Genomic DNA, 23,806 nt, shown 5'->3' with positions numbered 1-23,806 from the left:
TGAATGACCGATTCTGGGTCGTCGCCGTCTCAAACTGACGAGCAACACCGACCCATCGTTTGCCGTTTTAGCAGATTGGCGCGGCATCCCGGAGCCAGCCGTTTCGACTTCTCGCGGCAGTCCCGTTTCTCCATCTCCGACGGGCCGTTTCGGGAAGATGCGATTGGGAATAGATTCGGGGAAAACGGCTGGATCGGGAGGCCTCTGGAGCCTGAGCTCGCCAATGCTGTCCCTCTGGAACCTTCGCTTTCGGGAACTGGCAATGGAGCACGGTACGATTTGCAGCTGCATCAACGGCCACTGCGTTTCCGTTCGCCCTCGACCTTCCGAGCCGAATAGCGGAATGCACCAAAAGTGAGTACGGTGCCCGGATGCCGCTGAGGCATTGCTCTCCCCTAAATCGCTAGGATCAGGGCAATCTAACAAGTCGCAGTGAAGCGACGAACGGACGACGTGTTGACGATGCATTCCTTGAAAGAGATGACGCGAGAGGAACTTGAAGCAGAGGTAGCGCAGCTACGCGCGGCCCTCGCTTCTGCCAGCGTTGAGGCGGAGGCCGTGAGCGGGCGGCAGGCTGTACGCGACCACCGTCATCTAAGCGAACTGACCGCAAGCCGGCAGCAAACGATCGACGCTGACCGCCGCACGCTGAACGCGCGTTCTGACGCAGATCTGGCGGCAAAGAAGCACAGCCGTGAAATGGCCGGCGCGAACGCCGAGCTCACGCAGTCCCAGCGTCTCGTAGCCGATTTGCAGGTCAGTCAGGCGGCGCTTGGCGCCAGCGAGGCCCGCTACCGAGCGATCTTCGACAATGCCTCCGATATCGCGATGATCGTCACCGATCCCGATGGGATCGTCACCGACGGGAACCCGGGCGCAGAGAAGATCCTAGAATGGAGCGCCGAAGAGATGCGCGGCCAGACAGCGGAACGCTTCTTCACCCAGGAAGATCGCGCCACGGACCGCATCGGGCACGAGATGTCCGGAGCGTTGGAGAAGGGCTGCGCTAATGACGAGCGCTGGCACCTGCGTAAATCCGGTGAGCGTTTCTGGGCATCGGGAGAAATGCTCCCGCTATTGGATGATGCTGACAGGCATTTAGGGTTCGTGAAGATCCTGCGTGACCGCACCCGTGAGCATCTCGATGGCCTTGCGTTGCGTCGCGCGAAAGATCGTTTTCAGACGATCACGCAGACTATCGATGCGGCCTTCGCCATCGTGCAGGTCAAGTTCGATGCCCATGATCGACCCATCGACTATTGCTTCGTCGAGGCCAACCCCGCGTTCGAGGCACAGGCGGGCGTCAACCTGCGTGGCAAATGGGTCAGCGAGTTCGCACCCGACCTCGAGCAATTCTGGTTCGACACCTATGGCCACGTAGCCAAGACTGGTGAGCCAGCGAACTTCGAGAATTACGCCGAGGCGTTCGAGCGCTGGTTCGACGTTCGGGCGGTCCGCGTCGGCAATCCCGACGATCGGCAGATTGCCATCCTGTTCAACGATGTGACCGCCCGCCGAGAGGCGCAGGACCGCCTGCGCATCAGCGAGGTAACAGCGCGGGAGAATATCGAACGCGTTCAGCTCGCGCTCGAAGCGGGCGCGATCATCGGCACGTGGCACTGGGATATTCCGACTGACCGCTTCACAATCGACGATGCCTTTGCGCGATCCTTCGGCCTTGATCCGGAGCTCGGTCGCGATGGCATCCCTCTCGCGCAGATCGTTGCCACGGTTCATCCCGACGATCAGGCGGGCTTGGCGGACGCGATCAATGCCGTGATCGAGCGGGGCGGTGCCTACGCTCATCAATACCGCGTGCGTCATGCCGATGGCGACTATCGCTGGATCGAGGCGAATGGTCGGGTCGATCGAGACGCCGATGGTTCAGCGAAGAGCTTCCCCGGCGTTCTTATCGACATCAACGAGCGGCGCGCCATCGAAGCGGAGCGCGATCGGGCGACAGCGGAACTGCGCGCCAACGAGGCGAAGTGGCGCGGCCTGTTCGAGACGCTTGAGGAAGGCTTTGTTCTGGGTGAAGTCGTCCGCGATGCGGCCGGCGATATCGTCGACTGGCGCTATGACGAGGTCAACAATGCTTGGTACGACCTTGTCGGAATTGAGCGCGGAGCCGTGATCGGCAAGACGGTCCGCGAGCTGTTTCCCGGCATCGAAGACGAATGGGTGATGGAGTTCGCCAGGGTGGTCGATACTGGCGAGGCCGTGCGCTTCACCCGGCAGATTGGGCAGCTTGAGCGCTGGTATGACGGGGTTTGCCAGCCCGCCGGAGGTGATCGATTCACGGTCATCTTCATGGAGGTCACCGATCGCATCCGCGCTGAGCAACGACGCGACGCGTTGGTCGAGCTTGGTCATGTGCTGAACGACATCAATGACATCAACGGCGCGATCCGTTCCGCGACCGCGATCATGGGCAAGGCGCTTGGTGTCGGTCGCGTGGGCTATGGCACCCTCGCAATCGATGGCGAAACCTTCGAGGTGCCGGAAGACTGGACGGCCAAGGGTTATCCAAGCCTGACCGGTACCTACCGTCTCAGTGATTATGGCAGTCATGCCAGCGACATCCGCGCTGGTCGCGCTGTCATCGTGCCGGATGTACGGCTTGATCCACGTACCGCCCCAGCTACCAACGCGCTTGAAGACCTGGCGGTCCGGACGATGGTGAACATGCCACTCGTCGAGAACGGCCGGACAGTCGCGATCTTCTTCGTTCATGACGATGCGCCTCGTGCATGGGCACCAGAAGAAATTGCTTTCCTATCAGACGCAGCGACACGCATTCGCACTGCCATCGAACGTCGAAGGGCCGAAGACGAACTGCGGGAGAGCGAGAGCTTCATGCGAAGCGTGCTCTCCGCTTCGACCGACTGCATCAAGGTGCTTAACCTCGACGGTGAACTGACCTTCATGAGCGATGGCGGCATGAGGGTCATGGAGATCAGCGACTTCAACGAGGTGCGTGGCTGCCCTTGGCCCGACTTCCTAGACGTTGCCGGGGGCGGACTAGCGCGAGAGGGTATCGACGCCGCGAAAGCTGGAAGATCGTTCCACTTCGAGGCGGCGGCCGATACCTACCTGGGCACCCCCAAGTTCTGGTCCATCTCGGTATCGCCGATCTTCGGCGAGCATGGCCGGGTCGAACGCATCCTTTCGGTGTCGCGCGACCATACCACCCTCGAAGAAGCGCGCGAGCAACAGCGTCTGCTTAATGGGGAACTGAGCCACCGGCTGAAGAACGTCCTGGCGATCGTCCAGTCGATCGCCAATCAGACGCTGCGTGATGCGGTAACGCTGGAGGAAGCGTCGGCAGCTTTCTCAGCACGCCTTGCTTCCCTCGGTCGCGCCACCGACGTACTGACCGCGACCTCGTGGGAGGCATCGGACCTGATCGCGATCCTTGAGGCAGGCCTCGCGGCTGTCGGAGGGTGTCGGGATCGCGTGTCTCTCGAGGGTCCCGCCGTCCGGCTCAACCCACAGGCGGCATTGGCACTGACGCTTGCGGTTCACGAGCTTGGCACTAACGCAATTAAATATGGCGCGCTGAGCAACGATGCGGGCAGGGTGGCGTTGACTTGGCAGGTAGTTGGATCGGAAGCCGATCCGGATTTCTCCCTGCTCTGGCAGGAGCAGGCGGGGCCAGTAGTGTCCCCTCCAACGCGCAGAGGGTTCGGGACGCGAATGATCGAACGTTCGCTACGGTCATACTTTCGAGGTGAGACAGCACTCAGCTATCCCCCTGGTGGCGTAGAGTTTCGAATTAACGCTCCGCTAAGCGGCGCTGGTGAATTGGTAAAAGCGTAATGGGTCAGGCAATTTCTGCACGCGCCATCCTCATCGTTGAGGATGAGGTTTTCATACGTCACGACCTCATGGACTTTTTTGAAGATCGCGGTTTTACGGTATTCGAGGCCGAAAACGCCGAAGAAGCTATAGAGGTCCTGGCGGCCCACCCGGAAGTTCAGATCGTGCTTACTGATATCCAGATGAAGGGTTCGATGGATGGTCTTCGTCTGGCACATTATGTCCGGGATAGGCATCCGCCGGTGCTGATCGCCGTCGTGTCAGGTGCGATTACCCCGACACGGGCTGATCTACCAGATCGGTCCTTCTTCGTCCCCAAGCCCTTCGATCCCCGTCACGTGCTGAGCGAAATCGAGCGCATGAGCGCATAGAAGAAGGTCGCCTAGCGCCGGCCTTCTAATCTCAAAGCACCATCCTTTTCGGGACGGGCTTGGGGCTATCAGGCAACGATCCGCTTTCAGCGTGTCGCCGGCTACTTCGAACATGAACGAATGCCGGATGTCGGGAAGCCGGTGGAGACCTCTGGATGACCGTTTCTGGGTCTTTCTTCCCCGCCGCTGGGCGAGGGCTCGCAGGCTCAGCGGACGTGAAAACCCGCGCCGCCTTGTTCGCCGTCGTCGGTTCGCTCGCGTCCGGCCAGTACGTTCTCCAGCTCACCAAGCGTGTGCGGCACGTCGAGGTGCTGCGCGCCCAGGAACAACCGTGAGCCTTCATCCAGCGGCACCGCATGGGTCAGCTTGTCGATGTCGACCAGCGCCTTGCCTTCCGGCAACATTTCGATCTGAACGAACCGCATTTAGCGATCTCCTTTCGTGATCAACGCGCGAAAGGGACAAGCAGCTTCGGCGGTCGGTTGGCCTTCGCACCAATTGGAAGTCGTCCCACGAAGGACCCAAGCGACACCCCAGCCCGACGGCCGTTCGCTAGGACGCTTCGCATTTGCCTGCTGAAAGTAGTGGTGCCGCTTACAGGACTCGAACCTGTGACCCCCGCATTACGAATGCGATGCTCTACCAGCTGAGCTAAAGCGGCACGGCGGCACGGGGCCGCTGAGGGCTGCGCACTTATCAGGCGGGTCGGGGCCTGACAAGCGGTGTCGCGGATTTACGCACTCTTTACCAAAGATCGTCCATTCCCGGCGTCGACCTAGATGGGGAATGACGATGGACGTGCATCACGGGCCGGATGTGCTGGAGCTTGATGCCGCATATGCGATCGCGCCCGGGGGCGAGGAGCCCTTGTTCGAGCTGGGCGGCGACGAGCGGCGGATGCATGTCCGCGCCTATAATCACTGGGTGTCGCTGCTGAAGGGGCGGCCGTTTCCGACGATCGCCGATCTCGATCCCGCTCGCGCGGCCGATTTCGGCGCGCATGGCGTGCTGCTCGACTTCGCCGACGACGCCGACAATCCCGCCATCACCTATCTGGGCGCGCGCCTCGCCGAGGAATGCGCGCTGGAGGGGACGATCGCGCGCGTCGCCGACGTACCGAGCCGCTCGCTGCTGTCGCGGCTGACCGACCATCATCTCCAGATCATCGCCAACCGGGCACCGGTCGGGTTCGAGGCGGAATTCGTCAACGCCCGCGGCCGCACCACCCTGTATCGCGGCATCCTGATGCCGTTCGCCTCGGTGGATGGCGGGGCGATCGACTATATCTACGGCGTGATCAACTGGAAGGAGCTGGCCGACCCGGTCGTCCAGGCGAGCCTGGGCGCCGAACTGGCCGCCGCGGTGCGCGCCGCGCCGGCCCCGGCCGCGCCGGAGGCCCCGATCTGGGCCGATGGCCCGGGCGCCGAGGCCGCGGCCGAGCCCGAGCTGCCGGCCGGCACGCTCGCCGATGCGCTGGGACTGGCGCGCGAGACCGCCGCGGCGGCGCGCGCCGCCGACAGCCGCAGCCGCGCCGCGCTCTACCGGGCACTGGGCCGGGCGCACGACTTCGCCCTGGCGGCCGATGCCGACCAGGGCGCCTATCTGACGCTCGTGCTCGATGCCGGTATCGCTATCCAGCCGCGTGCCCCGATGACGCCGATCGTCAAGCTCGTCTTCGGCGTCGACTACGACAAGACGCGGCTCGCCGAGTTCGCCACCGTCCTGGCGCATGCCCGCCGGCACGGCATCGGCGCGGGGCGGCTGACGCAGTTCCTCGAAGGCTTCGAGGGCGGGATCAAGGCGGTCGTCGCAGCGGAGCGCCAGGCGCGCCGCCCGGCCGCCGCCGCGACCGCCACCGCGCCGCTGGCGGATCGCCCGGTGCTCGCCCGCCTGCCGCTTGCGGTCGAGGCGGCCGAGGGCGAGGCGGTCGTGCTGGTCGCGCGGATGGGCGCGGACGGCGTGCTGGAAATCGTCGGCAGCGTCGCCGACGCGGCGCTCGCCGCGCGGGTGATGCGGGCGGGGTAGGTCCCGCCGCGGTATCGGCCCTTCGCCAGGAAGGCAGGGGCCGGATGCCTCGGGCGCGGGCTTCTACCGGCTGAACCAGTGGCGTCGGACGAAGTAGATCACGACGCCCGCCGCGATCGCCGCGCAGCCGCCGAAGATCGCGTCGAACGCCCAGGGCTCTTCCGCATAGGGCAGGCCCTTGACGTTCATGCCGTACAGGCCGGTGATGAAGGTCAGCGGCAGGAACACCATCGCGACGATCGAGATCACCAGCGCGCGCCGGTCGATCTGCTCGGCCCGCAGGTCCGACAGCGTTTCGTGGATCAGCGCGGCGCGCTCGCGGATCGATTCGAGCTCTTCGGCCATGCGCGCGGCGCGATCCGCGGCGGCGGAAATGTGCAGCCGGTCGTCGTCCGCCAGCCAGTCGCCGGGCAGCGCGGCCAGCTTCTCCAACGCGGTGCGCTGCGGCGCCAGGAAGCGGCGATAGGAGATGGCGGTGATCCGGGTGCGGCTGACGGTGCGGCGCAGCTCGAAGATCTGGGTCGAGTCGAGCCGCTCCTCGCAGGTGTCGAGCTGGTCGCCCAGATCGGCGACATCGGGATCGAGATCGGCGGTGATCGCGGCGGCGAAGGCGGTGAACAGGTCGCCGGGATCGTGGACATGGCCCGCCGCCACCTCCGCCTTGACCATGCCGACCGCGACGAGCGGATTGCGCACCACCGAGAAGACCCGCCCACGCGTGCCCCACAGCCGTACCGAAGCCAGGATGTCCGATCCGTCGAGCTCTTCCTTGGCCCGGCCGCGCAGGTTGACGAAGGCACCGTCGCCGAACGCCTCGCAGCGCGGGCGCGTCTCGGTCGCGGTCAGTGCGTCGACGACATAATCGTCGAGCGCCGCGGTCTCGTGCAGCCAGGTCCGCGTCTCGTCGTCGATGCCGTTCAGATGGATCCAGGCCAGGTCGGGGCCGGATTGCAGGGCCGCCTCCAGCGGCACCTCGCGCGCGCGGCCATGGTCGATGTGGAAGCAGATCGCCTTCATGACAATTCCAGATACACGGACAGGCCCGGCCAGTCGGCACCGGGCAGGGGATAGGGAGGATCGGCGACGAGCCGCGCGGCGTCCGCCCGCGCACGATCGAGGATCGCGGCGGGCGCGCGCCCGTCATGCACCACCCGGTCCGCCGCCGCCAGCCACCGGGCTTGGCGCAGCGTGAGATCGTCGGGGTCGGACGAGCGCAGGGGGATGACGACCGCCTCGCTGCCCGCGGTGCCGGCCATGCGGGCCAGCGGTTCGATCGGACCATCGGGCAGCGCCAGCGGGTCGAGCGGCCCGCCCGCCGACAATGCGGCGCCGATCGCGCGCCGCCGGGCGCCGCCATCGGGCCAGCGGGCGCGCAGTCCGTCCCGCGCGGCCTGCAGTGCCTCCGCCAGCCGGCCGAGCGAGGCGGGCAGCAGCAGCTCCAGCCGCTGGCGCAGCGCCGCCGCCAACCCGGCCGAGACGCCGCCCGTGCCGATCGCGATCAGCACCGGCGCGCGGTCGACGATCGCGGGGAGGGTGAAGTCGCACAGCGCCGGCCGGTCGACCGCGTTGACGAGGATCCCGCGCGCCTTCAGCCGGGCGACGGCGGCGAGAGCCTCGTCCTCATCCTCCAGCGCGACGATGGCGAGGGCGGCGGTCGCCTCCAGGGGAGGGGGGGGCGGTACATCCGTCATGCCGGACTCGTTCCGGCATCCACCGGTCGGCACAGCATCAGGCATTTGGGCTTGCGGAATGGTGGACCCCGGGACAAGTCCGGGGTGACGGTGCGGTTGAGGCGGGGCCTCCGCTTTCGCGATGGTCTCCTTCGGATGGGCGCCGGGGCGAAGCGCCTCCTCAGACCGCGGCGCTTGCGGCGACGCCCCACCCCCGAAGGGAAGGGGGCAGCCGTGCTCCTCCACCACTACCGCGCCTGCGCGCTCCAGCAGGCGGCGCTTGGCGTCGGCGGCTTCGCCCGTGCCGATCAGGATCACCGGCCTGCCAGCCAGCCGCACGAACAGCGGCAGGCTGTGCAGGGTCATTTCGCCAGCCACTCCGGCACGCGCTCGGCGGCGATCAGGGCTTCGGCGGCGACGCGGTCGGCGACGACGGCGAAGCGGTCGCCGTCGACCAGCACCTCGGGGACCAGCGGGCGGCTGTTATAGGTCGAGGCCATGGTCGCGCCGTAAGCGCCCGCGGTGCGGAATACCGCGAGGTCGCCGCTCTCCACCGCGTCGATCTCGCGCTTCAGGGCGAAGGTGTCGCCGGTCTCGCAGACCGGCCCGGCGATGTTGGCGGTCATCCGTTCGCCGGTCGGGCGCACCGCGACGAAGTCGTGCCAGGCATCGTAGAGCGCCGGCCGCGCCAGGTCGTTCATCGCCGCATCGACGATGACATAGGGGTGGGTCACGCCCGGCTTGACCCAGATGACCTCGGTCAGCAGCACGCCCGCATTGCCGGCGATGACGCGGCCGGGCTCGAACATCAGCTCGGCGTCCCATCCCTTCGTCACGCGGGCGACCATCGCGCCATAGTCGGCGGGGCTGGGGGGCACGTCGCCCGCCTTGTAGGGCACGCCCAGTCCGCCGCCCAGATCGACATGGCTGATCGTGTGACCGGCGGCGCGCAGCTCGGCCACGAGCGCACCGATGCGGTGATAGGCCGCCTCCAGCGGGGCGAGGTCGAGCAGCTGGCTGCCGATATGGATCGCGACCCCGCGCAGGTTCAGCCCCGGCAGGCCGGCGAGCCGGTCGAACATCGCCGGAGCCTGGTCGATCGGGACGCCGAACTTGTTCTCCTTGCGCCCGGTCGAGATCTTGGCGTGGGTGCCGGCATCGACGTCCGGATTGACGCGCAGCACCGCGGGCGCGACCAGCCCGCGCTCGGCGGCGAGCGCGGCGAGGACGACGCCCTCTTCCTCCAGCTCGAGGTTGAACTGGCCGATCCCGGCCTCCAGCGCAGCGGCCAGCTCGGCGCGAGTCTTGCCGACGCCGGAGAAGACGATGTCGGCCGCCGCGATCCCCGCGGCCAGCGCGCGCTTCATCTCGCCGACCGAGACGACGTCGGCGCCATAGCCTTCGTCAGCCAGGACGCGGAGCACCGCGAGATTGGGATTGGCCTTGATCGCATAGGCGAGATGCTTGCGCGCGACCCCGGCGAGCCCGTCGCGAAACGCGCGCGCATGACGGCGGAAGGTGGCGGCGGAATAGACGTAGACAGGGGTGCCCACCGCCTCGGCGATGGCCGTCATCGGCACGTCCTCGACGTGCAGCGTGCCGTCGCGATAGTCGAAATGATCCATGGCTCAGCCTGAAAGCCTTATCCTTGCGGCGGCAGGTCGAACTCGTCGCTGCGCCGTTCCTCGGAATTGCGCAGCAGCTCGTCGCTGCGCTGCGGGCGCTGCTGCACCGTGGGGGTGAGCAGCTCGCCCGGCGTGGGGGTGGCGACCGCGCCGCGCGGCGCGACCGGCAGCGACTGGCCCTCGCGCGGCTCCAGCCCCGCGGCCGCGCCGCAGCCGGTCAGCGGCAGGGCGAGCGCGATCAGCAGCGGCGCGCGTTTCATGCCTTGGCCTCCAGCGTGGCCCGCGCGGCAGCGATCGCGGCGCGGACATTGGCCGGCGCGGTGCCGCCGAAGCTGGTCCGGCTCGCCACCGAGGCATCGACCGACAAGACGTCGTAGACCGCCTCGGTGATGGCGGGATGGATCGCCTGCAGGTCGGCGAGCGGCAGCCGGTCCAGACCCACCCCCAGCGCCTCGGCCCGCGCCACGGCGCGGCCGGTGACGTGATGCGCCTCGCGGAAGGGCAGTCCCGCCTCGCGCACCAGCCAGTCGGCCAGATCGGTCGCGGTGGCGAAGCCGCTTTCCGCCAGCGCGCGCATCCGGTCGGTCCGGAAGGTCGCGCTCTCGACCATGCCGGTCATCGCCGCGATCGACAGGCCGAGCAGGTCGTGGCACTCGAAGACCGGCGGCTTGTCGTCCTGCATGTCCTTCGAATAGGCGAGCGGCAGCCCCTTCATCGTCACCATCAGCGACACGAGGCAGCCGGTGATCCGCCCGGCATGGCCGCGCACCAACTCGGCCGCGTCGGGGTTGCGCTTCTGCGGCATGATGCTGCTGCCGGTCGACCACTGGTCGGACAGTGCGACGAAGCCGAAGGGCTGCGAGGCCCAGAGGACGAACTCCTCCGCCAGCCGCGACAGGTGCAGCGCGCATTGCGCCGCCGCAGCGAGATAATCGATCGCGAAGTCGCGATCGGACACCGCATCCAGGCTGTTGCGGGTCGGTCCGTCGAAGCCGAGCGCCGCGGCGGTCGCATGCCGGTCGATCGGAAAACCCGTTCCCGCCAGCGCCGCCGAGCCGAGCGGACAGAGGTTCATCCGCGCCCGTGCGTCGCGGAAGCGCGAGACGTCGCGGCTCGCCATCTCGACATAGGCCATCAGGTGATGGCCGAGCGTGACCGGCTGCGCCGATTGCAGATGGGTGAAGCCGGGCATCACCGCATCGGCATGCTCGTCCGCACGCGACAGCAGCGCGCTGCGGAAGGCGTCGAGCGCCGCCAGCGTCTGGTCGATCGCATCGCGCACCCAGAGGCGGAAATCGGTCGCGACCTGGTCGTTGCGGCTGCGCGCCGTGTGGAGCCGCCCCGCGGCCGGACCGATCGCCTCGGCCAGCCGCGCCTCGGTCAGCATGTGGATGTCTTCGAGGGCGAGGTCGTCGGGGACGCCGTCGGCGGCATAGCCGGCCGCGACGCCGTCGAGGCCCGCCGCGATCGCGGCCGCGTCGGCCTCGGCGACGATGCCCTGGCGGCCGAGCATCGCGACATGCGCCTTCGACCCGGCGATATCCTGTTGCCACATGCGCTTGTCGAACGGCAGCGAGGCGTTAATCTCGCGCATCACCGCCGATGGTCCTTCGGCGAACCGCCCGCCCCACATGGCATTGGAGGTATTCATGCGCGTGTCGATCGTCCTGCTGTCGGCCATTCTTCTGGCCGCGTGCGGCGATAAGGCCTCGCCCCCCGCGGGGCAAGCCAATGAGGCGGTCGCCGCCAGCCCCGACGAGGCCGCGCCCGCGCCCGCCGCGCCGCGCGGCGGCGGGCTCGATACCAGCCATGCCGGCGAGGCGGCCCCGACGCTCGGCTTCGTCGACCCCGCGGGCAAGCCGGTGACGCTGGCCGCCTTCCGCGGCAAGCCGGTGCTGCTCAACCTGTGGGCGACCTGGTGCGGACCCTGCGTCAAGGAACTGCCGACGCTCGACGCGCTGGCGACGAAGGAGGCGGCGCGGCTGCACGTCGTCACGCTCAGCCAGGACATGGACCCGGCCAAGGTCCCGCCCTTCTTCGCCGCGCGCAACTTCCGCACGCTCAAGCCCTATACCGATCCCAAGATGGCGTGGGTGCCCGCGGTGGCGAGCAACCTGCCGACCAGCATCCTCTACGATGCCCAGGGCAAGGAGGTGTGGCGGACGGTCGGCGATCTCGACTGGACGGGGACGACGGCCACCGCGGCGCTGGCGAAGGTACTGGGCTAGGAGGCACGCCTCGGGCGCAGGCGACCTCGCGTCGTGCCGGGTGACGCCGGTGTGCGCGGCCGCGACGGCGGCCGCGCCGCTTTCAACGGCCGGATCCGAGGAGAAGAACCCGCGCCGAGCGCCCCCCTCACCGCGTGGGTGAGGAGGCGCCGATCGGCTCGGGCGACTTGACGTGCTTCAGCGTCTCCACCTGGGCCGGGTCGATACGGCGCAGGCGCGCGAAGGGCGGCAGCTTCTGCGGCTGGCCGGTCTGGAGCGCCTGCACGATCCCCTCGATCACGCGCAGGTCGGCCAGCCCCTCCTCGCCATCGGGTTCGGGATCGCGATCCTCGAGGATGCATTCGGAGAAATAGCGCATCTGCCCGCCGAAATGATCGGTCTGGCGAAACGCTTCGTGCGTCTTGTCCGTGCCGATCACGCGGTGCTGCTCGAGCGCCGACTGCCATCCGAAACCCGGGCTCATATTGATCGATCCCTTGGTGCCGGCGATCGTGTAGGCATCGACGTCGTTCATGAAATAGGAGACGGTGAACTGGGCGAGCCGACCGCCGGAGAACCGCAGCGTCACGGCGACCGTGTCGTCGAAGTCCTGTGGGAAGCCCGATTCGGGATGGCGCGTGCCGACCGCCGAGACGACCTCGAGCGGCTCGTCGCCGAACAGGTAGCGGGCGGCGTTGATCGGATAGGGGGCCATGTCGAAGATCGGGCCGGCCTCGATCCCGTTCTTGACGCGATGGTTGGCCGGATCCGCCATCTGGCCGAAACAGGAGGTGAAGCCGACCAGCTGGCCCAGCTCGCCGTCGCGGATCCGGGCGATCGCATCGAGCGTCGCCGGCTCGAAATGCAGGCGATAGGCGGTCATCAGCTTCGCCTTGCCCTCCTTCGCCGCGGCGACCATCGCCTGACCTGCCTCGCTCGACACCTCCAGCGGCTTCTCGCACAGCACATGGATGCCGGCCTTCAGCGCGGGGATGGCGAACTCGGCATGACGCCAGTTGGGCGTGCCGATATAGACCGCGTCGATCGTCCCCGACGCGAGCAGCGCGCCGTAGTCGTCGTAGGAATAGACGTCGGACACGCCCCAGCGCTTGGCGACGGCATGGCCCTTGGTCTTGTCGCCGCTGACCAGCGCGACCAGCTTCGAATTGCCCGTATGGTCGATCCCCGGCATCATCGCCGACTGGGAAATGTCCCCAAGGCCGACGACGGCGTAGCGGACTTTGCGGCTGTCGCCGAAGCCGAAGGCGGACGCGATGCTCATCGAAACTCTCCTGATTCAGGTCAGGCGGGGCAACGCGCGGCGCGGCGCTTGTCTCCCGCTGCTGCACCCTTGTTTCCGATCCCGCGTTTGACGCGGATCAGTTTTCTCCCCTGGAGTTCCCGCCCGCCGTGCCTTCCTCCCCCCATCAGCAATGCGGCGCGGTGCGCGACGCCGACGGATATCTGCCGCTCGAGGAATATGGCGCGCTCGGCGACGGGCGGGCGGTGGCGCTAAGCGGCGCGGACGGATCGATCGACTGGTGGTGCGTCCCCAACATGGACTCGGCGCCGCTGTTCGACCGGCTGCTGAGCGCGGAGGAGGGCGGTCGCTTCGCCATCGCGCCGGACGCGCCGTTCCGCGTGACCCGCCGCTATCGCGACGACAGCAACGTGCTGGAGACCAGCTTCACCACCGATCAGGGCCGGGTCGTGCTGACCGAATCGCTGAACAGCGGCACGGCGGGGCGCCTGCCCTGGGCCGAGCTGGCGCGGCGTGTCGCCTGCACCGAGGGGGCGGTGACGCTGGCCGTCGAGCTGCGCTTCAGCCGCCGCTGGGACACGGTGAACCCCTATCTCCAGCGCGCCGGGCATCACGACCTGTTCCATGTCGGCGAGGTGCTGGGCCTGTTCCTTCGCACCGACAATGTCAGGGTCGAGACCATGGACGATACGGCGATCCGCGCGACCGTGTCGCTGCGTGCGGGCGAGCAGGCGACGATCGCGATCGTCGCGGGCGAGGCGGAGCCGCTGGTGGTGCCGCCGATCGAGGATATCGACCGGCGCATCGACCTGTCCGACGAGGAATGGCGGCAATGGTGCACGCGGCTGCGCTGCGACGGCGAATGGCGCGACGCGATGGTGCGGAGCGCACTGGCGCTCAAGCTGCTTCTCTACTCGCCGACCGGCGCGATCGTCGCCGCGCCGACCAGCTCGCTGCCCGAGGGGATCGGCGGCAAGAAGAACTGGGACTATCGCTATGCGTGGATCCGCGACGCCGGCTATACGATCAAGGCCTTTCTGCGGATCGGCGCCTGGGGCGAGGCGAAGGCCGCGCTGACCTGGCTGCTGAAGCGGCTGGGCGATGGCGAGCCGCGGGTCTGCTACACGGTAGGGGGCCGGGCGGTGCCGCCGCCGCAGGCGGTGGATCTGCCGGGCTATCGGGGCTCGCAGCCGGTGGTGATGGGCAATATCGCCGGCGGCCAGCATCAGCACGGCATCTATGGCGACATCTTCGAGACGGCGGGCCGGTTCGTCGCCTGCGGCAACATCCTCGACCCGGCGAGCGCCGAGACGCTGTCGCACCTCGCCGACCAGTGCGCGGACCGCTGGCGCCTGAAGGACGCCGGCATCTGGGAACTGGACACGCCGCAGCACTATACCATGTCGAAGATCAGCTGCTGGCAGGCGCTTCAGAGGGCGATCGAGCTGGTCGATGCGGGGCAGATGCCGGCCACCTGCCGCGAACGCTGGTCGCGCGAGCGCGACCGGATCGCCGCCTGGATCGACGAGCATTGCTGGTCGGAGGCGCGGGGCGCCTATCTGATGTATCCCGATGCCCCCTGTCTCGACGCCTCGCTGGCACTGGCGGTCCGCTTCCGCTTCGACGGTACCGAGCGGCTGGCGCGTACCCTCGACGCGATCGAGCGCGATTTGGGGCGCGGCGGCTTCCATTATCGCTATGGCGGGGTGGAGCGCGAGGAGGGTTGTTTCGTCGCCTGCACCTTCTGGATGGTGGAAGCCCGCGCGCTGCTCGGCCAGCACGACGCGGCCCGGGCGATGTTCGCCCACGCGATGGAGGTGCTCGACGGGCGCGGTGTGGGCACCTATGCCGAGATGATCGATCCCGACACCCACGGCTTTCTCGGCAACACACCGCAGGGGCTGACGCATCTGGCGATCATCCAGGCGATCGCGACCTTGCGCGGCGATGCGCTGTGAGGCCCGCGCCACAGCCGCGGCAAAGCCGATCGACGACTAATCTGGATCAGCGACCGAAAGCGGCATAATCCCCCATGATCGCCGGCGGGAGCGTCGTCCCGCCGCCTTCCCCGATCCAGGTACCTGACCGACATGGCCTCGACCGAACCCACTTCGCGCGTGCGCACGCTGGCCGATCTGGCGCGGCTCGCGGGCGTGTCCGCGGGCACCGTGTCGCGCGCGCTGGCCGGCAAGGCGCTGGTCAATGCCGAGACGCGCGAGCGGATCACCGCACTCGCCACCGAGCACGGCTTCCGTCCCAACCAGATGGCGAGCCGCCTGCGCACCCGCCGGACCGGGGTGATCGGGATCGTCGTGCCGCTCGGCCATGAGCGGCGCCAGCATCTGTCCGACCCCTTCTTCATGACCGTGCTCGGTCATCTGGCCGATGCGCTGACCGAGAACGGCTATGACGTGATGCTGTCGCGGGTGATCCCCGATGCCGAGGACTGGCTGGAGCGGATCGTCGATTCGGGGATGCTGGACGGGGTGATGCTGATTGGCCAGTCGGATCAGCATGCCGCCATCGAGCGCGTCGCCCGGCGGTACCGCCCGCTGGTCGCCTGGGGCAGCCAGCTGCCCGGCCAGGTCCATTGCGCGGTCGGCACGGACAATGTCGCGGGCGGGCGACTGGCGGGGGCGCGACTGCTGGCGCGGGGAGCGAAGCGCATCGCCTTTCTCGGCGAAACCCGCACGCCCGAAATCCGGCAGCGCTGGGACGGCGTGTCGGCGGTTGTGGCCGCCGCGGGGCTGGAGCCGCCGCTGCAGCTCGACACCCATCTCGCCTCGGACGTGATGGAGCAGGAAATCGCCGGCCATCTCGACCGGGTGCTGGACCGGATCGACGGCATCGCCGCCGCATCCGACGTCATCGCCCTGACCACGATGCGGGTGCTGGCCGATCGCGGGCGGCGGGTGCCGGACGATCTCCCGGTGATCGGCTATGACGATCTGCCGCTCGCCAGCCAGGCGATGCCGCGGATCACCACGGTGCGGCAGGACATCGCCGGCGGCACGCGCGCGATGGTCGCCGCGCTGTTCCGGCGGATCGCGGGCGAGGATACGCCGTCGGTGATCATGGAGCCGGTCCTGGTGGAGCGAGATTCGGGCTGATCGGGACTTTGGAACGGTTCCTCGAGCGGGTTGCCGGCGACGGGACCGGCCGCTGCCGTGGCGCTCTCAACGCTCCGTTGCAGGGGTCATGGCGCCACCTCCGCCACGATGGGGGTCAGCAACACCGGCCACCGCCGCCGCCATAGCGGGCCTGCTGGCGGTCGCGGAAGAATTCGGCACGGGTCATCGGCCGCCGCTCGGGATGATGCGCGGCGAGATGCGCGCGATAGGCGTCGTAATCGGGCAGGCCGACCATCAGCCGCGCGGTCTCGGCCAGGCGGGCGAACAGGCTCATGCGACGGGCACCATCGCCGGCGGCACCTCGCTGGCGGTGGGCCGGTCGGTGCGCAGCGCCGCGCGGCAGGTGCGCACCGTATAGACCAGGATCGCCGCGACGACGGCGAGGAACAGCGCGCACAGGCCCGCATCGATCCGGTCGTTCATCACGATCCGTCCCATGTCCGCGACCGACCTGGCGGGCGGCAACAGTTCGCCGCGCGCGGCCGCCTCGGCGAAGCGGCGGGCATGGGCGAGGAAGCCGATCTTCGGATCGGGGTGGAATAGCTTCATCAGGCCGGCCGTGCCGGTGCACAGCACCAGCCAGGCCGCGGGCAGGATCGTCGCCCAGGCGAAGCGCTGGCGCTTCATGCGGAACAGCACGGCCGTCGCCAGCATCAGCGCCACCGCGGCGAGCATCTGGTTGGAGATGCCGAACAGCGGCCACAGCGTGTTCACCCCGCCGAGGGGATCGGTGACGCCCTGATAGAGGAAGAAGCCCCAGGCCCCGACGCAGAGCGCGGTGGCCAGCAGCCCCGCCGCGCCCTTGCCCTCGCGGAACCGTGGCACGGCCAGCCCGACCAGGTCCTGGAGCATGAACCGCCCCGCGCGCGTGCCGGCATCGACCGCGGTCAGGATGAACAGGGCCTCGAACAGGATGGCGAAATGGTACCAGAAGGCCTTCATCGCCGTGCCACCGGCGACATGGCTGAAGATCTCCGCCATCGCCACCGCCAGCGTGGGCGCGCCGCCGGTGCGGCTGATGATCGTCGCCTCGCCGACCTCGTGGGCGGTCCGGGCCAGCGTCTCGGGCGCCAGCGGAAAGCCCATCGCGGTCACCGCGGCCGCCGCGCTCGCCGGATCGGTGCCGAGCACCGCGGCGGGGGCGTTCATCGCGAAATAGATGCCGGGGTCGAGGATCGAGGCGGCGACCAGCGCCATGATCGCCACCGCGCTCTCCATCAGCATCGCGCCATAGCCGATGAACGGCGCGTCCGCTTCGCTCGCGATCAGCTTCGGGGTGGTGCCGCTGGCGATCAGCGCGTGGAAGCCGGAGACCGCGCCGCAGGCGATGGTGATGAACAGGAAGGGGAACAGCGGCCCCGCCCAGACCGGTCCCGCGCCGCTGGCGGCGAACGGCGTCAGCGCGGGCATGCGCAGCGGCGGCGCCATCACGACGATGCCGACCGCCAGCGCGGCGATCGCCCCGATCTTGAGGAAGGTCGACAGATAGTCGCGCGGCGCGAGCAGCAGCCAGACCGGCAGGACCGAGGCGATCGCGCCATAGGCGATCAGGCCGAAGCAGAGCTGGACGGGCGTGAAGGTGAAGAGCGGCGCCAGCGTCGCGCTCCGCGCCACCGACTGGCCGAGCACGATCGCCGCGATCAGCCCGGCGAAGCCGATCAGCGATACCTCCCGGATCGCGCCGGGACGCAGCCAGCGGGTATAGGCGCCCATCAGCATGGCGAGCGGCACCGTCGCGGCGACGGTGAACAGACCCCAGGGGCTTTCCGCCAGCGCGCGCACGACGATCAGCGCCAGCACCGCCAGGATGATGACCATGATTGCGAAGGCGCCGACCAGCGCGATCGTACCCGCGACCGCGCCCATCTCCATCCGGATCAGCTCGCCCAGCGACCGCCCGTCGCGGCGCATCGAGATGAACAGGATCATGAAGTCCTGCACCGCACCCGCCAGCACCACGCCGGCCAGGATCCAGAGCGTGCCGGGAAGATAGCCCATCTGCGCGGCCAGCACCGGACCGACCAGCGGCCCCGCCCCGGCGATCGCCGCGAAATGGTGGCCGAACAATACGCGCCGGTCGGTCGCGACATAGTCGAGCCCGTCCGCGCGCCGCACCGCGGGGGTCGGCCGGGCCGGGTCGATGCCGGCGACCGCGCGCGCCAGGAACCGGGCATAATAGCGATAGGCGACGAGATAGACCGAGACCGCCGCGGCGACGATCCACAAGGCGTTGACCGGCTCGCCCCGGGCGCCGGCCACCACCGCGAGACAGGCGGCGCCGGCGAGCGCCAGCGCGATCCATGGCAGGTGTCTGGTCACTCGTCCTCTCTCCCGTCGGCGTGCCGCCAGCATGGCCCGATCGCGCCGCGCGGCCAAGAGGCGGGTTGACGCGCACCCCCGCAGCCGGTGCAATGCGCCGGAGACAACGCGCCCCCACGCGTTTGCAGGAGAGAGCATGACCGACCCCATCTATCCGGCCCGGCCGCGGCCCGGCAGCATCGACGCGGCCGAATATGACCGGCGCTACGCCGCGGCGGCGCGGGATCCGGAGGGCTATTGGCGCGAGGCGGCCGGATGCCTCGACTGGGCACGGCCCTTCACCACGGTCAAGGACACGTCGTTCGCCGAAGCCGATTTCCGCATCCGCTGGTATGGCGACGGCACGGTCAACCTGTCGGCCAACTGCCTCGACCGGCACCTCGCAACGCGCGGAGACCAAGTCGCGATCGTCTGGGAGGGGGATGAGCCGGGCGACGGCGCCCGGGTGACCTATCGCGAGCTCCACGCGCTGGTCTGCCGCTTCGCCAACGTCCTGAAGGACCATGGCGTGCGCAAGGGCGATCGCGTGACGCTCTACCTGCCGATGATCGTCGAGGCGGCGGTGGCGATGCTCGCCTGCGCGCGGATCGGCGCGATCCATTCCGTGGTGTTCGGCGGCTTCTCGCCCGACAGCCTCGCCAACCGCATCCAGGACTGCGACTCCCGCCTCGTGGTCACCGCCGATGAGGGGTGCCGCGGCGGCAAGCGCGTGCCGCTCAAGGCCAATGTCGACAAGGCGCTCGCGCACTGCCCTTCGGTCGAGACGGTGATCGTCGTCCGCCGCACCGGCGCCGAGGTGCCCATGACCGAGGGCCGCGACGTGCCGTACGACGCGGCGATGGCGGCCGCCGCGTCGGACTGCGCGCCCGAACCGGTCGGTGCGGAGGACCCGCTCTTCATCCTCTACACCTCCGGCTCGACCGGCAAGCCCAAGGGCGTGCTCCACACCACCGGCGGCTATGGCGTCTGGGCCGCCACGACCTTCCGCGACGTGTTCGACTGGCGCGAGGGCGATGTCTTCTGGTGCACCGCCGATGTCGGCTGGGTCACCGGCCACAGCTATGTCGTCTACGGCCCGCTCCTTAACGGTGCGACGACGGTGATGTTCGACGGCGTCCCCAACTATCCCGATCACGGCCGCTTCTGGGAGACGATCGCGCGGCTGGGCGTCACCCTCTTCTACACCGCGCCGACGGCGATCCGCGCGCTGATGCGCGAGGGCGACAGCTGGGTCGAACGCCACGACCGCAGCTCGCTTCGCCTGCTCGGCTCGGTCGGGGAGCCGATCAATCCGGAGGCCTGGGACTGGTACCATCGCGTCGTCGGCGAACGGCGCTGCCCGATCGTCGACACCTGGTGGCAGACTGAAACCGGCGGCATCCTGATCGCGCCGCTGCCGTACGCCACCGACCTGAAGCCGGGATCGGCGACCAGGCCGCTGCCCGGCGTGCTGCCCCAGCTGGTCGATGCGGAAGGACGGGTGCTGGAGGGCGCGACCGAAGGCAATCTGGTGATCGCCGACAGCTGGCCCGGACAGATGCGCACGGTGTGGAACGACCATGCGCGGTTCTTCCAGACCTATTTCTCAACCTATCCGGGCAAATATTTCACCGGCGACGGCTGCCGCCGCGATGCCGACGGCTATTACTGGATCACCGGCCGCGTCGACGACGTGATCAACGTGTCGGGCCATCGCATGGGCACTGCCGAGGTCGAGTCGGCGCTGGTCGCCCATGCCAAGGTCGCCGAGGCGGCGGTGGTCGGCATGCCGCATGAGGTGAAGGGGCAGGGCATCTACGCCTATGTGACGCTCAACGCCGGCGAGGAGCCGAGCGACGGCCTGCGCGGCGAGCTGCGCCAGTGGGTGCGCAGCGAGATCGGCCCGATCGCCTCGCCCGACGCGATCCAGTTCGCTCCCGCCTTGCCCAAGACCCGCTCGGGCAAGATCATGCGGCGGATCCTGCGCAAGATCGCCGAGGGCGACACGGGCAATCTGGGCGATGTCTCGACCCTGGCCGATCCGGCGGTGGTCGAGACGCTGGTCAGGGAACGGGTGGGATAGCGGCCCCGCCGCGTCCTATTCCACCAGCGCCACGATCGCCGCGGCGATCTCGCGAGGGGGGCGGAGCGCGCCGGCGGTGACGGTGGGCAATGTCGCCCAGCGGCCGAGCAGGCCTTCGCGGGCCATCGCCGCATAATTGTCGCGGACGCGGACCTGAAGCGCCACGTCCGCCTCATAGGTGTCGAGCGCCGCGTCGGTATAGCTGCGCCGCCGCTTGCGCAGGATCAGCCCGCGGGCGATCTCCACCGGCGTGTCGAGATAGACGGACAAATCGGGCAGCGGCAGGCCGAACTGCTCGATCTCCAGCCGCGCGATCCACCCCATTACCTCGCGCGCGTCGCCCGGCGCGGCCTGCGCCGCCTGATAGGCCATGTTCGAGGCGATATACCGGTCGAACACGACGACGTCATGCTGCGCCGCAGCCTCTGCGATCACCGCCGCCGACTCGAACCGGTCGAGTGCGTAGAGCACCGCCGCCGCGCGCGGCGAGGCGGCATGGGGCAGGCGTCCGCCCAGATACTCGCCCAGCATATGGCCGCCCAGCGTGTCGGCATAGCGGGGGAAGGAGAGGACCGTCGCCGTGCGCCCGGCCGCATTGAGCCGGGCCGCGACCTCCGCCGCCGCGGTCGCCTTGCCCGCGCCGTCGCCGCCCTCGATGGCGAGGAGGAAGCCGCTCACGCCTGCATCTGCTGATGGTGGCGGATCACCTCGTCGATGATGAACCGCAGGAACTTCTCCGAGAATTCGGGGTCGAGCTGCGCCTCTTCCGCCAGCCGGCGCAGCCGCGCGATCTGCCGCTCCTCGCGGCCCGGATCGGCGGCGGGCAGCCCCGCCTCGGCCTTGTAGCGGCCGACCGCCTGCGTCACCTTGAATCGCTCGGCGAGCATATGGACCAGCGCCGCGTCGATATTGTCGATCGACTGGCGATAGCCGGCCAGGATCTGTTCGGTCGGGCGCGGATCGGTCATGCGGAGACTCCTGCTTGGGCCGCCGCCCTTTGCGGCGCGCGCGCGCGCATCGCAAGGGCCGCACCAAGGGTTGCGTTCGCGCGCGCGAGCGGCCAAGCGGATCGGCGATGACCGCGACCGTCCATCGCCTGCGCAAGGCTGCGCCCTCGCTCGATCCGATGCTCGCGCTGGTCGCGGGCGACATGAACGCGGTCAACGCCGTGATCCTCGACCGGATGCAGTCGCAGATCCCGCTGATCCCCGAACTGGCCGGGCATCTGATCGCTGGCGGCGGCAAGCGGATGCGGCCGATGCTGACGCTCGCGAGCGCGCGGCTGATCGGCTATACCGGCACGCGCCACCACCGGCTGGCGGCGGCGGTCGAGTTCATCCACACCGCCACGCTGCTCCACGACGACGTCGTCGACGGATCGGACCTGCGTCGCGGACGGCGCACCGCGAACATCATCTGGGGCAATCCCGCCAGCGTCCTGGTCGGCGACTTCCTGTTCAGCCGCAGCTTCGAGCTGATGGTCGAGGACGGCAGCCTCAAGGTGCTGAAGATCCTGTCCAATGCCAGCGCGGTGATCGCCGAGGGAGAGGTGAACCAGCTGACCGCGGCGCGCCGGGTCGACCTGGGCGAGGACCGCTATCTCGACATCATCGGCGCCAAGACCGCCGCGCTCTTCGCCGCCGCCTGCCGCATCGCCGCGGTGGTGGCCGAACGGCCCGAGGCGGAGGAGACCGCGCTCGACGCCTATGGCCGCAATCTCGGCATCGCCTTCCAGCTGGTCGACGACGCGATCGACTATGTCTCGGACGCGGGGACGATGGGGAAGGATGCGGGCGACGATTTCCGCGAGGGCAAGATGACGCTGCCGGTCATCCTCGCCCATGCTCGCGGCACCCCCGAGGAGCGGCAGTTCTGGAAGGACGCGGTGGAGGGCCGGCGCGACAGCGACGCCGACTTCGCCCATGCGGTCGAGCTGGTCCAGCGCAGCCGCGCCGTCGACGACACGCTCGCCCGCGCCCGCCATTACGGCCAGCGGGCGATCGACGCGATCGCCGGCTTCCCCGACGGCGCGGCCAAGGCGGCGATGGTCGAGGCGGTCGAGTTCGCGGTGGCGCGGGCCTACTGATCAGGTGACGCGCGATTCCGCAGACGATGATCCATCCAGACTGAACACGGCGTCATCCCAGCAAAGGCTGGGATCTTCCAGTTGCGACGCGCAGCAAGAGCCGCAGGAGGCCCCAGCCTGCGCTGGGGCGACGGTTCTGGCCAAGCGATCAGGCGCTACCGCGCCGCCGGCACCGGCTTCGTCTCGCCGTCCAGCTCCGTCATTTCGCGCACCAGTTCCACCCGGTCGCCGAGGTCGCGCATTGCATAGAGCTTGCCGCGGGCATTCTCGAAGGGACGGTGGACGACCATCGTCAGCGCACCGTCGAAGCGGCGGAACAGCATCCCATGGCCGCTGTCGGCGCGGAGCAGCGGGGGAAGCTGCTCCCAGGGGCCGGCGAGCTCACCCGATCGCGACCGCGCGAGACCCTGGACATAGCCGTCGCGATCATAGCTCGACCAGAGCATCAGCAGCGTACCCGTCTTCGTGCGGAACAGCTCCGGCCCGTCGGTGACATAGTCGGCGCTGCCGTCGGGCTGGCGGTTGCCCTTGGCCCAGGGCGCGTCGGAGGCGTGGAAGAGGATGCGCGGCGGTCCGGCGGCGGCGAGCGCGTCGGTGAGCGGCATCGCCTCGATCGTGCCATCGCCGATCTGCACCCATTCATGCGCATAGACGAGCCAGGGCTTGCCCTGCCGGTCGGTATAGAGCGAGCCGTCGAGCGTCATCCGCGCCGCCTCGACCAGCGGTTCGTTATCGCGCACCGGCATGAAGGGCCCGTCGAGCCGGTCCGCCACCGCCAGCGTGGTGCTGCGCCGGACCGGCTGGCGTACGCCTTGCCTGGGGAGCTTCGCCGCCTCGTTGTAATAGGTCGAGAACAGGTACCAGCGGCCGCGCCAGCGATGCACCTCCGGCGCCCAGGCCCCGTCATTGGCCCAGCCGCCGGGCGGCAGGGCGAAGACGACATGCGGCCGGGTCCAGTGCTTCAGGTCTCGGCTGGTATAGGCCATGATCCCGAGCCGCGCGTCGCCGGTCATGCTCTTCTGATTGGTGGTGAAGAGATGATAGGTGCCGGTCGCGGCGTCCGCGACGATCCAGGGATCGTGGAGCGGCATGTCGGGCATGGTCAGCGGCGCATTCGCGGGTGACGGCGCGGTGGCCGGCTTTGCCGCCGCGGCGAGGGGCGTCAATCCCAGCATCAGGCCGAGCATCAGCGTCCGCACGATCATCCGTCTTTCCCCCAAAGCCTCGATA

At 68.8% G+C, this 23,806-nt stretch carries 20 protein-coding genes and 1 tRNA gene; 8 read left to right on the top strand and 13 right to left on the bottom strand.

All coding sequences use genetic code 11. From position 1 onward, the window contains the following. Window positions 1-462: 462 nt before the first annotated feature. Together IEX18_RS05300 and IEX18_RS05295 are read left to right on the top strand one after the other, a co-directional pair. A complete protein-coding gene (locus IEX18_RS05300) occupies window positions 463-3,819 on the top strand; it encodes a PAS domain S-box protein (RefSeq protein WP_229664408.1) in 3,357 nt (1,118 codons plus the stop codon). After that, window positions 3,819-4,190 (top strand): response regulator, encoded by a 372-nt coding sequence (locus tag IEX18_RS05295; RefSeq protein WP_188657617.1) that lies wholly within the window; start codon window positions 3,819-3,821, stop codon window positions 4,188-4,190. Before IEX18_RS05300 ends, IEX18_RS05295 begins: the two co-directional genes overlap by 1 nt. A 206-nt stretch (window positions 4,191-4,396) precedes the next feature. Here IEX18_RS05295 and IEX18_RS05290 read toward each other — a convergent pair whose 3' ends face one another. Both IEX18_RS05290 and IEX18_RS05285 read right to left on the bottom strand, forming a co-directional pair. Then, window positions 4,397-4,615: a hypothetical protein gene (locus IEX18_RS05290; RefSeq protein ID WP_188657616.1), complete on the bottom strand. Its 219-nt coding sequence runs from the start codon at window positions 4,613-4,615 to the stop codon at window positions 4,397-4,399. A gap of 160 nt (window positions 4,616-4,775) precedes the next feature. Continuing rightward, window positions 4,776-4,851: transfer RNA gene (locus tag IEX18_RS05285), tRNA-Thr, on the bottom strand. A 131-nt stretch (window positions 4,852-4,982) separates the two neighbouring features. On the opposite strand from IEX18_RS05285, the gene IEX18_RS05280 reads away from it, so the two are divergent. Then, window positions 4,983-6,215, top strand: coding sequence for a PAS domain-containing protein (locus tag IEX18_RS05280; RefSeq protein WP_229664407.1), 1,233 nt, complete (start codon window positions 4,983-4,985; stop codon window positions 6,213-6,215). 63 nt (window positions 6,216-6,278) lie between these two features. Here IEX18_RS05280 and IEX18_RS05275 read toward each other — a convergent pair whose 3' ends face one another. Genes IEX18_RS05275 through argH form a run of 5 tightly spaced genes read right to left on the bottom strand, consistent with a single transcriptional unit; the run spans window position 6,279 to window position 11,143 of the window. Next, window positions 6,279-7,232 (bottom strand): CorA family divalent cation transporter, encoded by a 954-nt coding sequence (locus tag IEX18_RS05275; RefSeq protein ID WP_188657615.1) that lies wholly within the window; start codon window positions 7,230-7,232, stop codon window positions 6,279-6,281. Beyond that, window positions 7,229-8,251 (bottom strand): precorrin-2 dehydrogenase/sirohydrochlorin ferrochelatase family protein, encoded by a 1,023-nt coding sequence (locus tag IEX18_RS05270; protein ID WP_229664371.1) that lies wholly within the window; start codon window positions 8,249-8,251, stop codon window positions 7,229-7,231. Before IEX18_RS05270 ends, IEX18_RS05275 begins: the two co-directional genes overlap by 4 nt. Continuing rightward, entirely contained in the window at window positions 8,248-9,510 is a 1,263-nt protein-coding gene (gene lysA, locus IEX18_RS05260) for a diaminopimelate decarboxylase (protein ID WP_188657614.1), read from the bottom strand. The genes IEX18_RS05270 and lysA overlap by 4 nt, the downstream gene beginning before the upstream one ends. A gap of 17 nt (window positions 9,511-9,527) precedes the next feature. Further along, window positions 9,528-9,770, bottom strand: a complete 243-nt coding sequence (locus tag IEX18_RS05255) for a hypothetical protein (protein ID WP_188657613.1) — start codon at window positions 9,768-9,770, stop codon at window positions 9,528-9,530. Then, the gene (gene argH, locus IEX18_RS05250) at window positions 9,767-11,143 is read right to left on the bottom strand and encodes an argininosuccinate lyase (RefSeq protein ID WP_188657858.1); all 1,377 of its coding nucleotides are present in this window, start codon (window positions 11,141-11,143) and stop codon (window positions 9,767-9,769) included. The genes IEX18_RS05255 and argH overlap by 4 nt, the downstream gene beginning before the upstream one ends. 16 nt (window positions 11,144-11,159) lie before the next feature. Between argH and IEX18_RS05245 the strand changes: the two genes are divergently transcribed. Then, the gene (locus IEX18_RS05245; RefSeq protein WP_229664370.1) at window positions 11,160-11,738 is read left to right on the top strand and encodes a TlpA family protein disulfide reductase; all 579 of its coding nucleotides are present in this window, start codon (window positions 11,160-11,162) and stop codon (window positions 11,736-11,738) included. A gap of 127 nt (window positions 11,739-11,865) precedes the next feature. Here the strand turns inward: IEX18_RS05245 and IEX18_RS05240 are convergent, their stop codons facing one another. After that, window positions 11,866-12,999, bottom strand: a complete 1,134-nt coding sequence (locus tag IEX18_RS05240) for a Gfo/Idh/MocA family protein (RefSeq protein WP_188657611.1) — start codon at window positions 12,997-12,999, stop codon at window positions 11,866-11,868. Window positions 13,000-13,160: 161 nt separating this feature from the next. Between IEX18_RS05240 and IEX18_RS05235 the strand changes: the two genes are divergently transcribed. Together IEX18_RS05235 and IEX18_RS05230 are read left to right on the top strand one after the other, a co-directional pair. Next, a complete protein-coding gene (locus IEX18_RS05235) occupies window positions 13,161-14,936 on the top strand; it encodes a glycoside hydrolase family 15 protein (RefSeq protein ID WP_229664369.1) in 1,776 nt (591 codons plus the stop codon). Window positions 14,937-15,068: 132 nt separating this feature from the next. Continuing rightward, window positions 15,069-16,088 carry a LacI family DNA-binding transcriptional regulator gene (locus tag IEX18_RS05230; RefSeq protein ID WP_188657610.1) on the top strand — a complete coding sequence of 340 codons (1,020 nt, stop codon included), beginning with the start codon at window positions 15,069-15,071 and terminating at the stop codon, window positions 16,086-16,088. Between the two features lie 115 nt (window positions 16,089-16,203). Here the strand turns inward: IEX18_RS05230 and IEX18_RS05225 are convergent, their stop codons facing one another. Continuing rightward, complete coding sequence (locus IEX18_RS05225) at window positions 16,204-16,383, bottom strand: YbdD/YjiX family protein (protein WP_188657609.1); 180 nt, start codon at window positions 16,381-16,383, stop codon at window positions 16,204-16,206. Further along, on the bottom strand, window positions 16,380-18,428 hold the full coding sequence (locus IEX18_RS05220) for a carbon starvation CstA family protein (protein ID WP_308419319.1): 2,049 nt from the start codon (window positions 18,426-18,428) through the stop codon (window positions 16,380-16,382). The genes IEX18_RS05225 and IEX18_RS05220 overlap by 4 nt, the downstream gene beginning before the upstream one ends. Before the next feature lie 136 nt (window positions 18,429-18,564). On the opposite strand from IEX18_RS05220, the gene acs reads away from it, so the two are divergent. Next, complete coding sequence (gene acs / locus IEX18_RS05215) at window positions 18,565-20,490, top strand: acetate--CoA ligase (protein WP_188657607.1); 1,926 nt, start codon at window positions 18,565-18,567, stop codon at window positions 20,488-20,490. A gap of 15 nt (window positions 20,491-20,505) precedes the next feature. On the opposite strand, the gene IEX18_RS05210 is transcribed toward acs, so the two are convergent. After that, window positions 20,506-21,168, bottom strand: a complete 663-nt coding sequence (locus IEX18_RS05210; RefSeq protein ID WP_188657606.1) for a nucleoside/nucleotide kinase family protein — start codon at window positions 21,166-21,168, stop codon at window positions 20,506-20,508. Next, entirely contained in the window at window positions 21,165-21,458 is a 294-nt protein-coding gene (locus IEX18_RS05205) for a chorismate mutase (RefSeq protein ID WP_188657605.1), read from the bottom strand. The genes IEX18_RS05210 and IEX18_RS05205 overlap by 4 nt, the downstream gene beginning before the upstream one ends. 107 nt (window positions 21,459-21,565) lie before the next feature. Between IEX18_RS05205 and IEX18_RS05200 the strand changes: the two genes are divergently transcribed. After that, window positions 21,566-22,576: a polyprenyl synthetase family protein gene (locus IEX18_RS05200; RefSeq protein WP_188657604.1), complete on the top strand. Its 1,011-nt coding sequence runs from the start codon at window positions 21,566-21,568 to the stop codon at window positions 22,574-22,576. 155 nt (window positions 22,577-22,731) lie between these two features. On the opposite strand, the gene IEX18_RS05195 is transcribed toward IEX18_RS05200, so the two are convergent. Then, window positions 22,732-23,781 carry a glycoside hydrolase family 43 protein gene (locus IEX18_RS05195; RefSeq protein ID WP_229664368.1) on the bottom strand — a complete coding sequence of 350 codons (1,050 nt, stop codon included), beginning with the start codon at window positions 23,779-23,781 and terminating at the stop codon, window positions 22,732-22,734. Between the last annotated feature and the right edge of the window lie 25 nt (window positions 23,782-23,806).

The sequence above is a fragment of the Sphingomonas metalli genome (assembly GCF_014641735.1).
Lineage (GTDB): Bacteria > Pseudomonadota > Alphaproteobacteria > Sphingomonadales > Sphingomonadaceae > Sphingomonas > Sphingomonas metalli.
The sequence above is the reverse complement of the archived record's forward strand: the minus strand, read 5'-3'. Positions and strand labels throughout refer to the sequence as shown.

What these genes read in the sequence shown, in the direction of transcription:
- IEX18_RS05300 (WP_229664408.1), top strand. Translation starts at nt 463, where the DNA reads ATGCATTCCTTGAAAGAGATGACGCGAGAGGAACTTGAAGCAGAGGTA.
- IEX18_RS05295 (WP_188657617.1), top strand. Translation starts at nt 3,819, where the DNA reads ATGGGTCAGGCAATTTCTGCACGCGCCATCCTCATCGTTGAGGATGAG.
- IEX18_RS05290 (WP_188657616.1), bottom strand. Translation starts at nt 4,615, where the DNA reads ATGCGGTTCGTTCAGATCGAAATGTTGCCGGAAGGCAAGGCGCTGGTC.
- IEX18_RS05280 (WP_229664407.1), top strand. Translation starts at nt 4,983, where the DNA reads ATGGACGTGCATCACGGGCCGGATGTGCTGGAGCTTGATGCCGCATAT.
- IEX18_RS05275 (WP_188657615.1), bottom strand. Translation starts at nt 7,232, where the DNA reads ATGAAGGCGATCTGCTTCCACATCGACCATGGCCGCGCGCGCGAGGTG.
- IEX18_RS05270 (WP_229664371.1), bottom strand. Translation starts at nt 8,251, where the DNA reads ATGACCCTGCACAGCCTGCCGCTGTTCGTGCGGCTGGCTGGCAGGCCG.
- lysA (WP_188657614.1), bottom strand. Translation starts at nt 9,510, where the DNA reads ATGGATCATTTCGACTATCGCGACGGCACGCTGCACGTCGAGGACGTG.
- IEX18_RS05255 (WP_188657613.1), bottom strand. Translation starts at nt 9,770, where the DNA reads ATGAAACGCGCGCCGCTGCTGATCGCGCTCGCCCTGCCGCTGACCGGC.
- argH (WP_188657858.1), bottom strand. Translation starts at nt 11,143, where the DNA reads ATGTGGGGCGGGCGGTTCGCCGAAGGACCATCGGCGGTGATGCGCGAG.
- IEX18_RS05245 (WP_229664370.1), top strand. Translation starts at nt 11,160, where the DNA reads ATGCGCGTGTCGATCGTCCTGCTGTCGGCCATTCTTCTGGCCGCGTGC.
- IEX18_RS05240 (WP_188657611.1), bottom strand. Translation starts at nt 12,999, where the DNA reads ATGAGCATCGCGTCCGCCTTCGGCTTCGGCGACAGCCGCAAAGTCCGC.
- IEX18_RS05230 (WP_188657610.1), top strand. Translation starts at nt 15,069, where the DNA reads ATGGCCTCGACCGAACCCACTTCGCGCGTGCGCACGCTGGCCGATCTG.
- IEX18_RS05225 (WP_188657609.1), bottom strand. Translation starts at nt 16,383, where the DNA reads ATGAGCCTGTTCGCCCGCCTGGCCGAGACCGCGCGGCTGATGGTCGGC.
- acs (WP_188657607.1), top strand. Translation starts at nt 18,565, where the DNA reads ATGACCGACCCCATCTATCCGGCCCGGCCGCGGCCCGGCAGCATCGAC.
- IEX18_RS05205 (WP_188657605.1), bottom strand. Translation starts at nt 21,458, where the DNA reads ATGACCGATCCGCGCCCGACCGAACAGATCCTGGCCGGCTATCGCCAG.
- IEX18_RS05200 (WP_188657604.1), top strand. Translation starts at nt 21,566, where the DNA reads ATGACCGCGACCGTCCATCGCCTGCGCAAGGCTGCGCCCTCGCTCGAT.
- IEX18_RS05195 (WP_229664368.1), bottom strand. Translation starts at nt 23,781, where the DNA reads ATGATCGTGCGGACGCTGATGCTCGGCCTGATGCTGGGATTGACGCCC.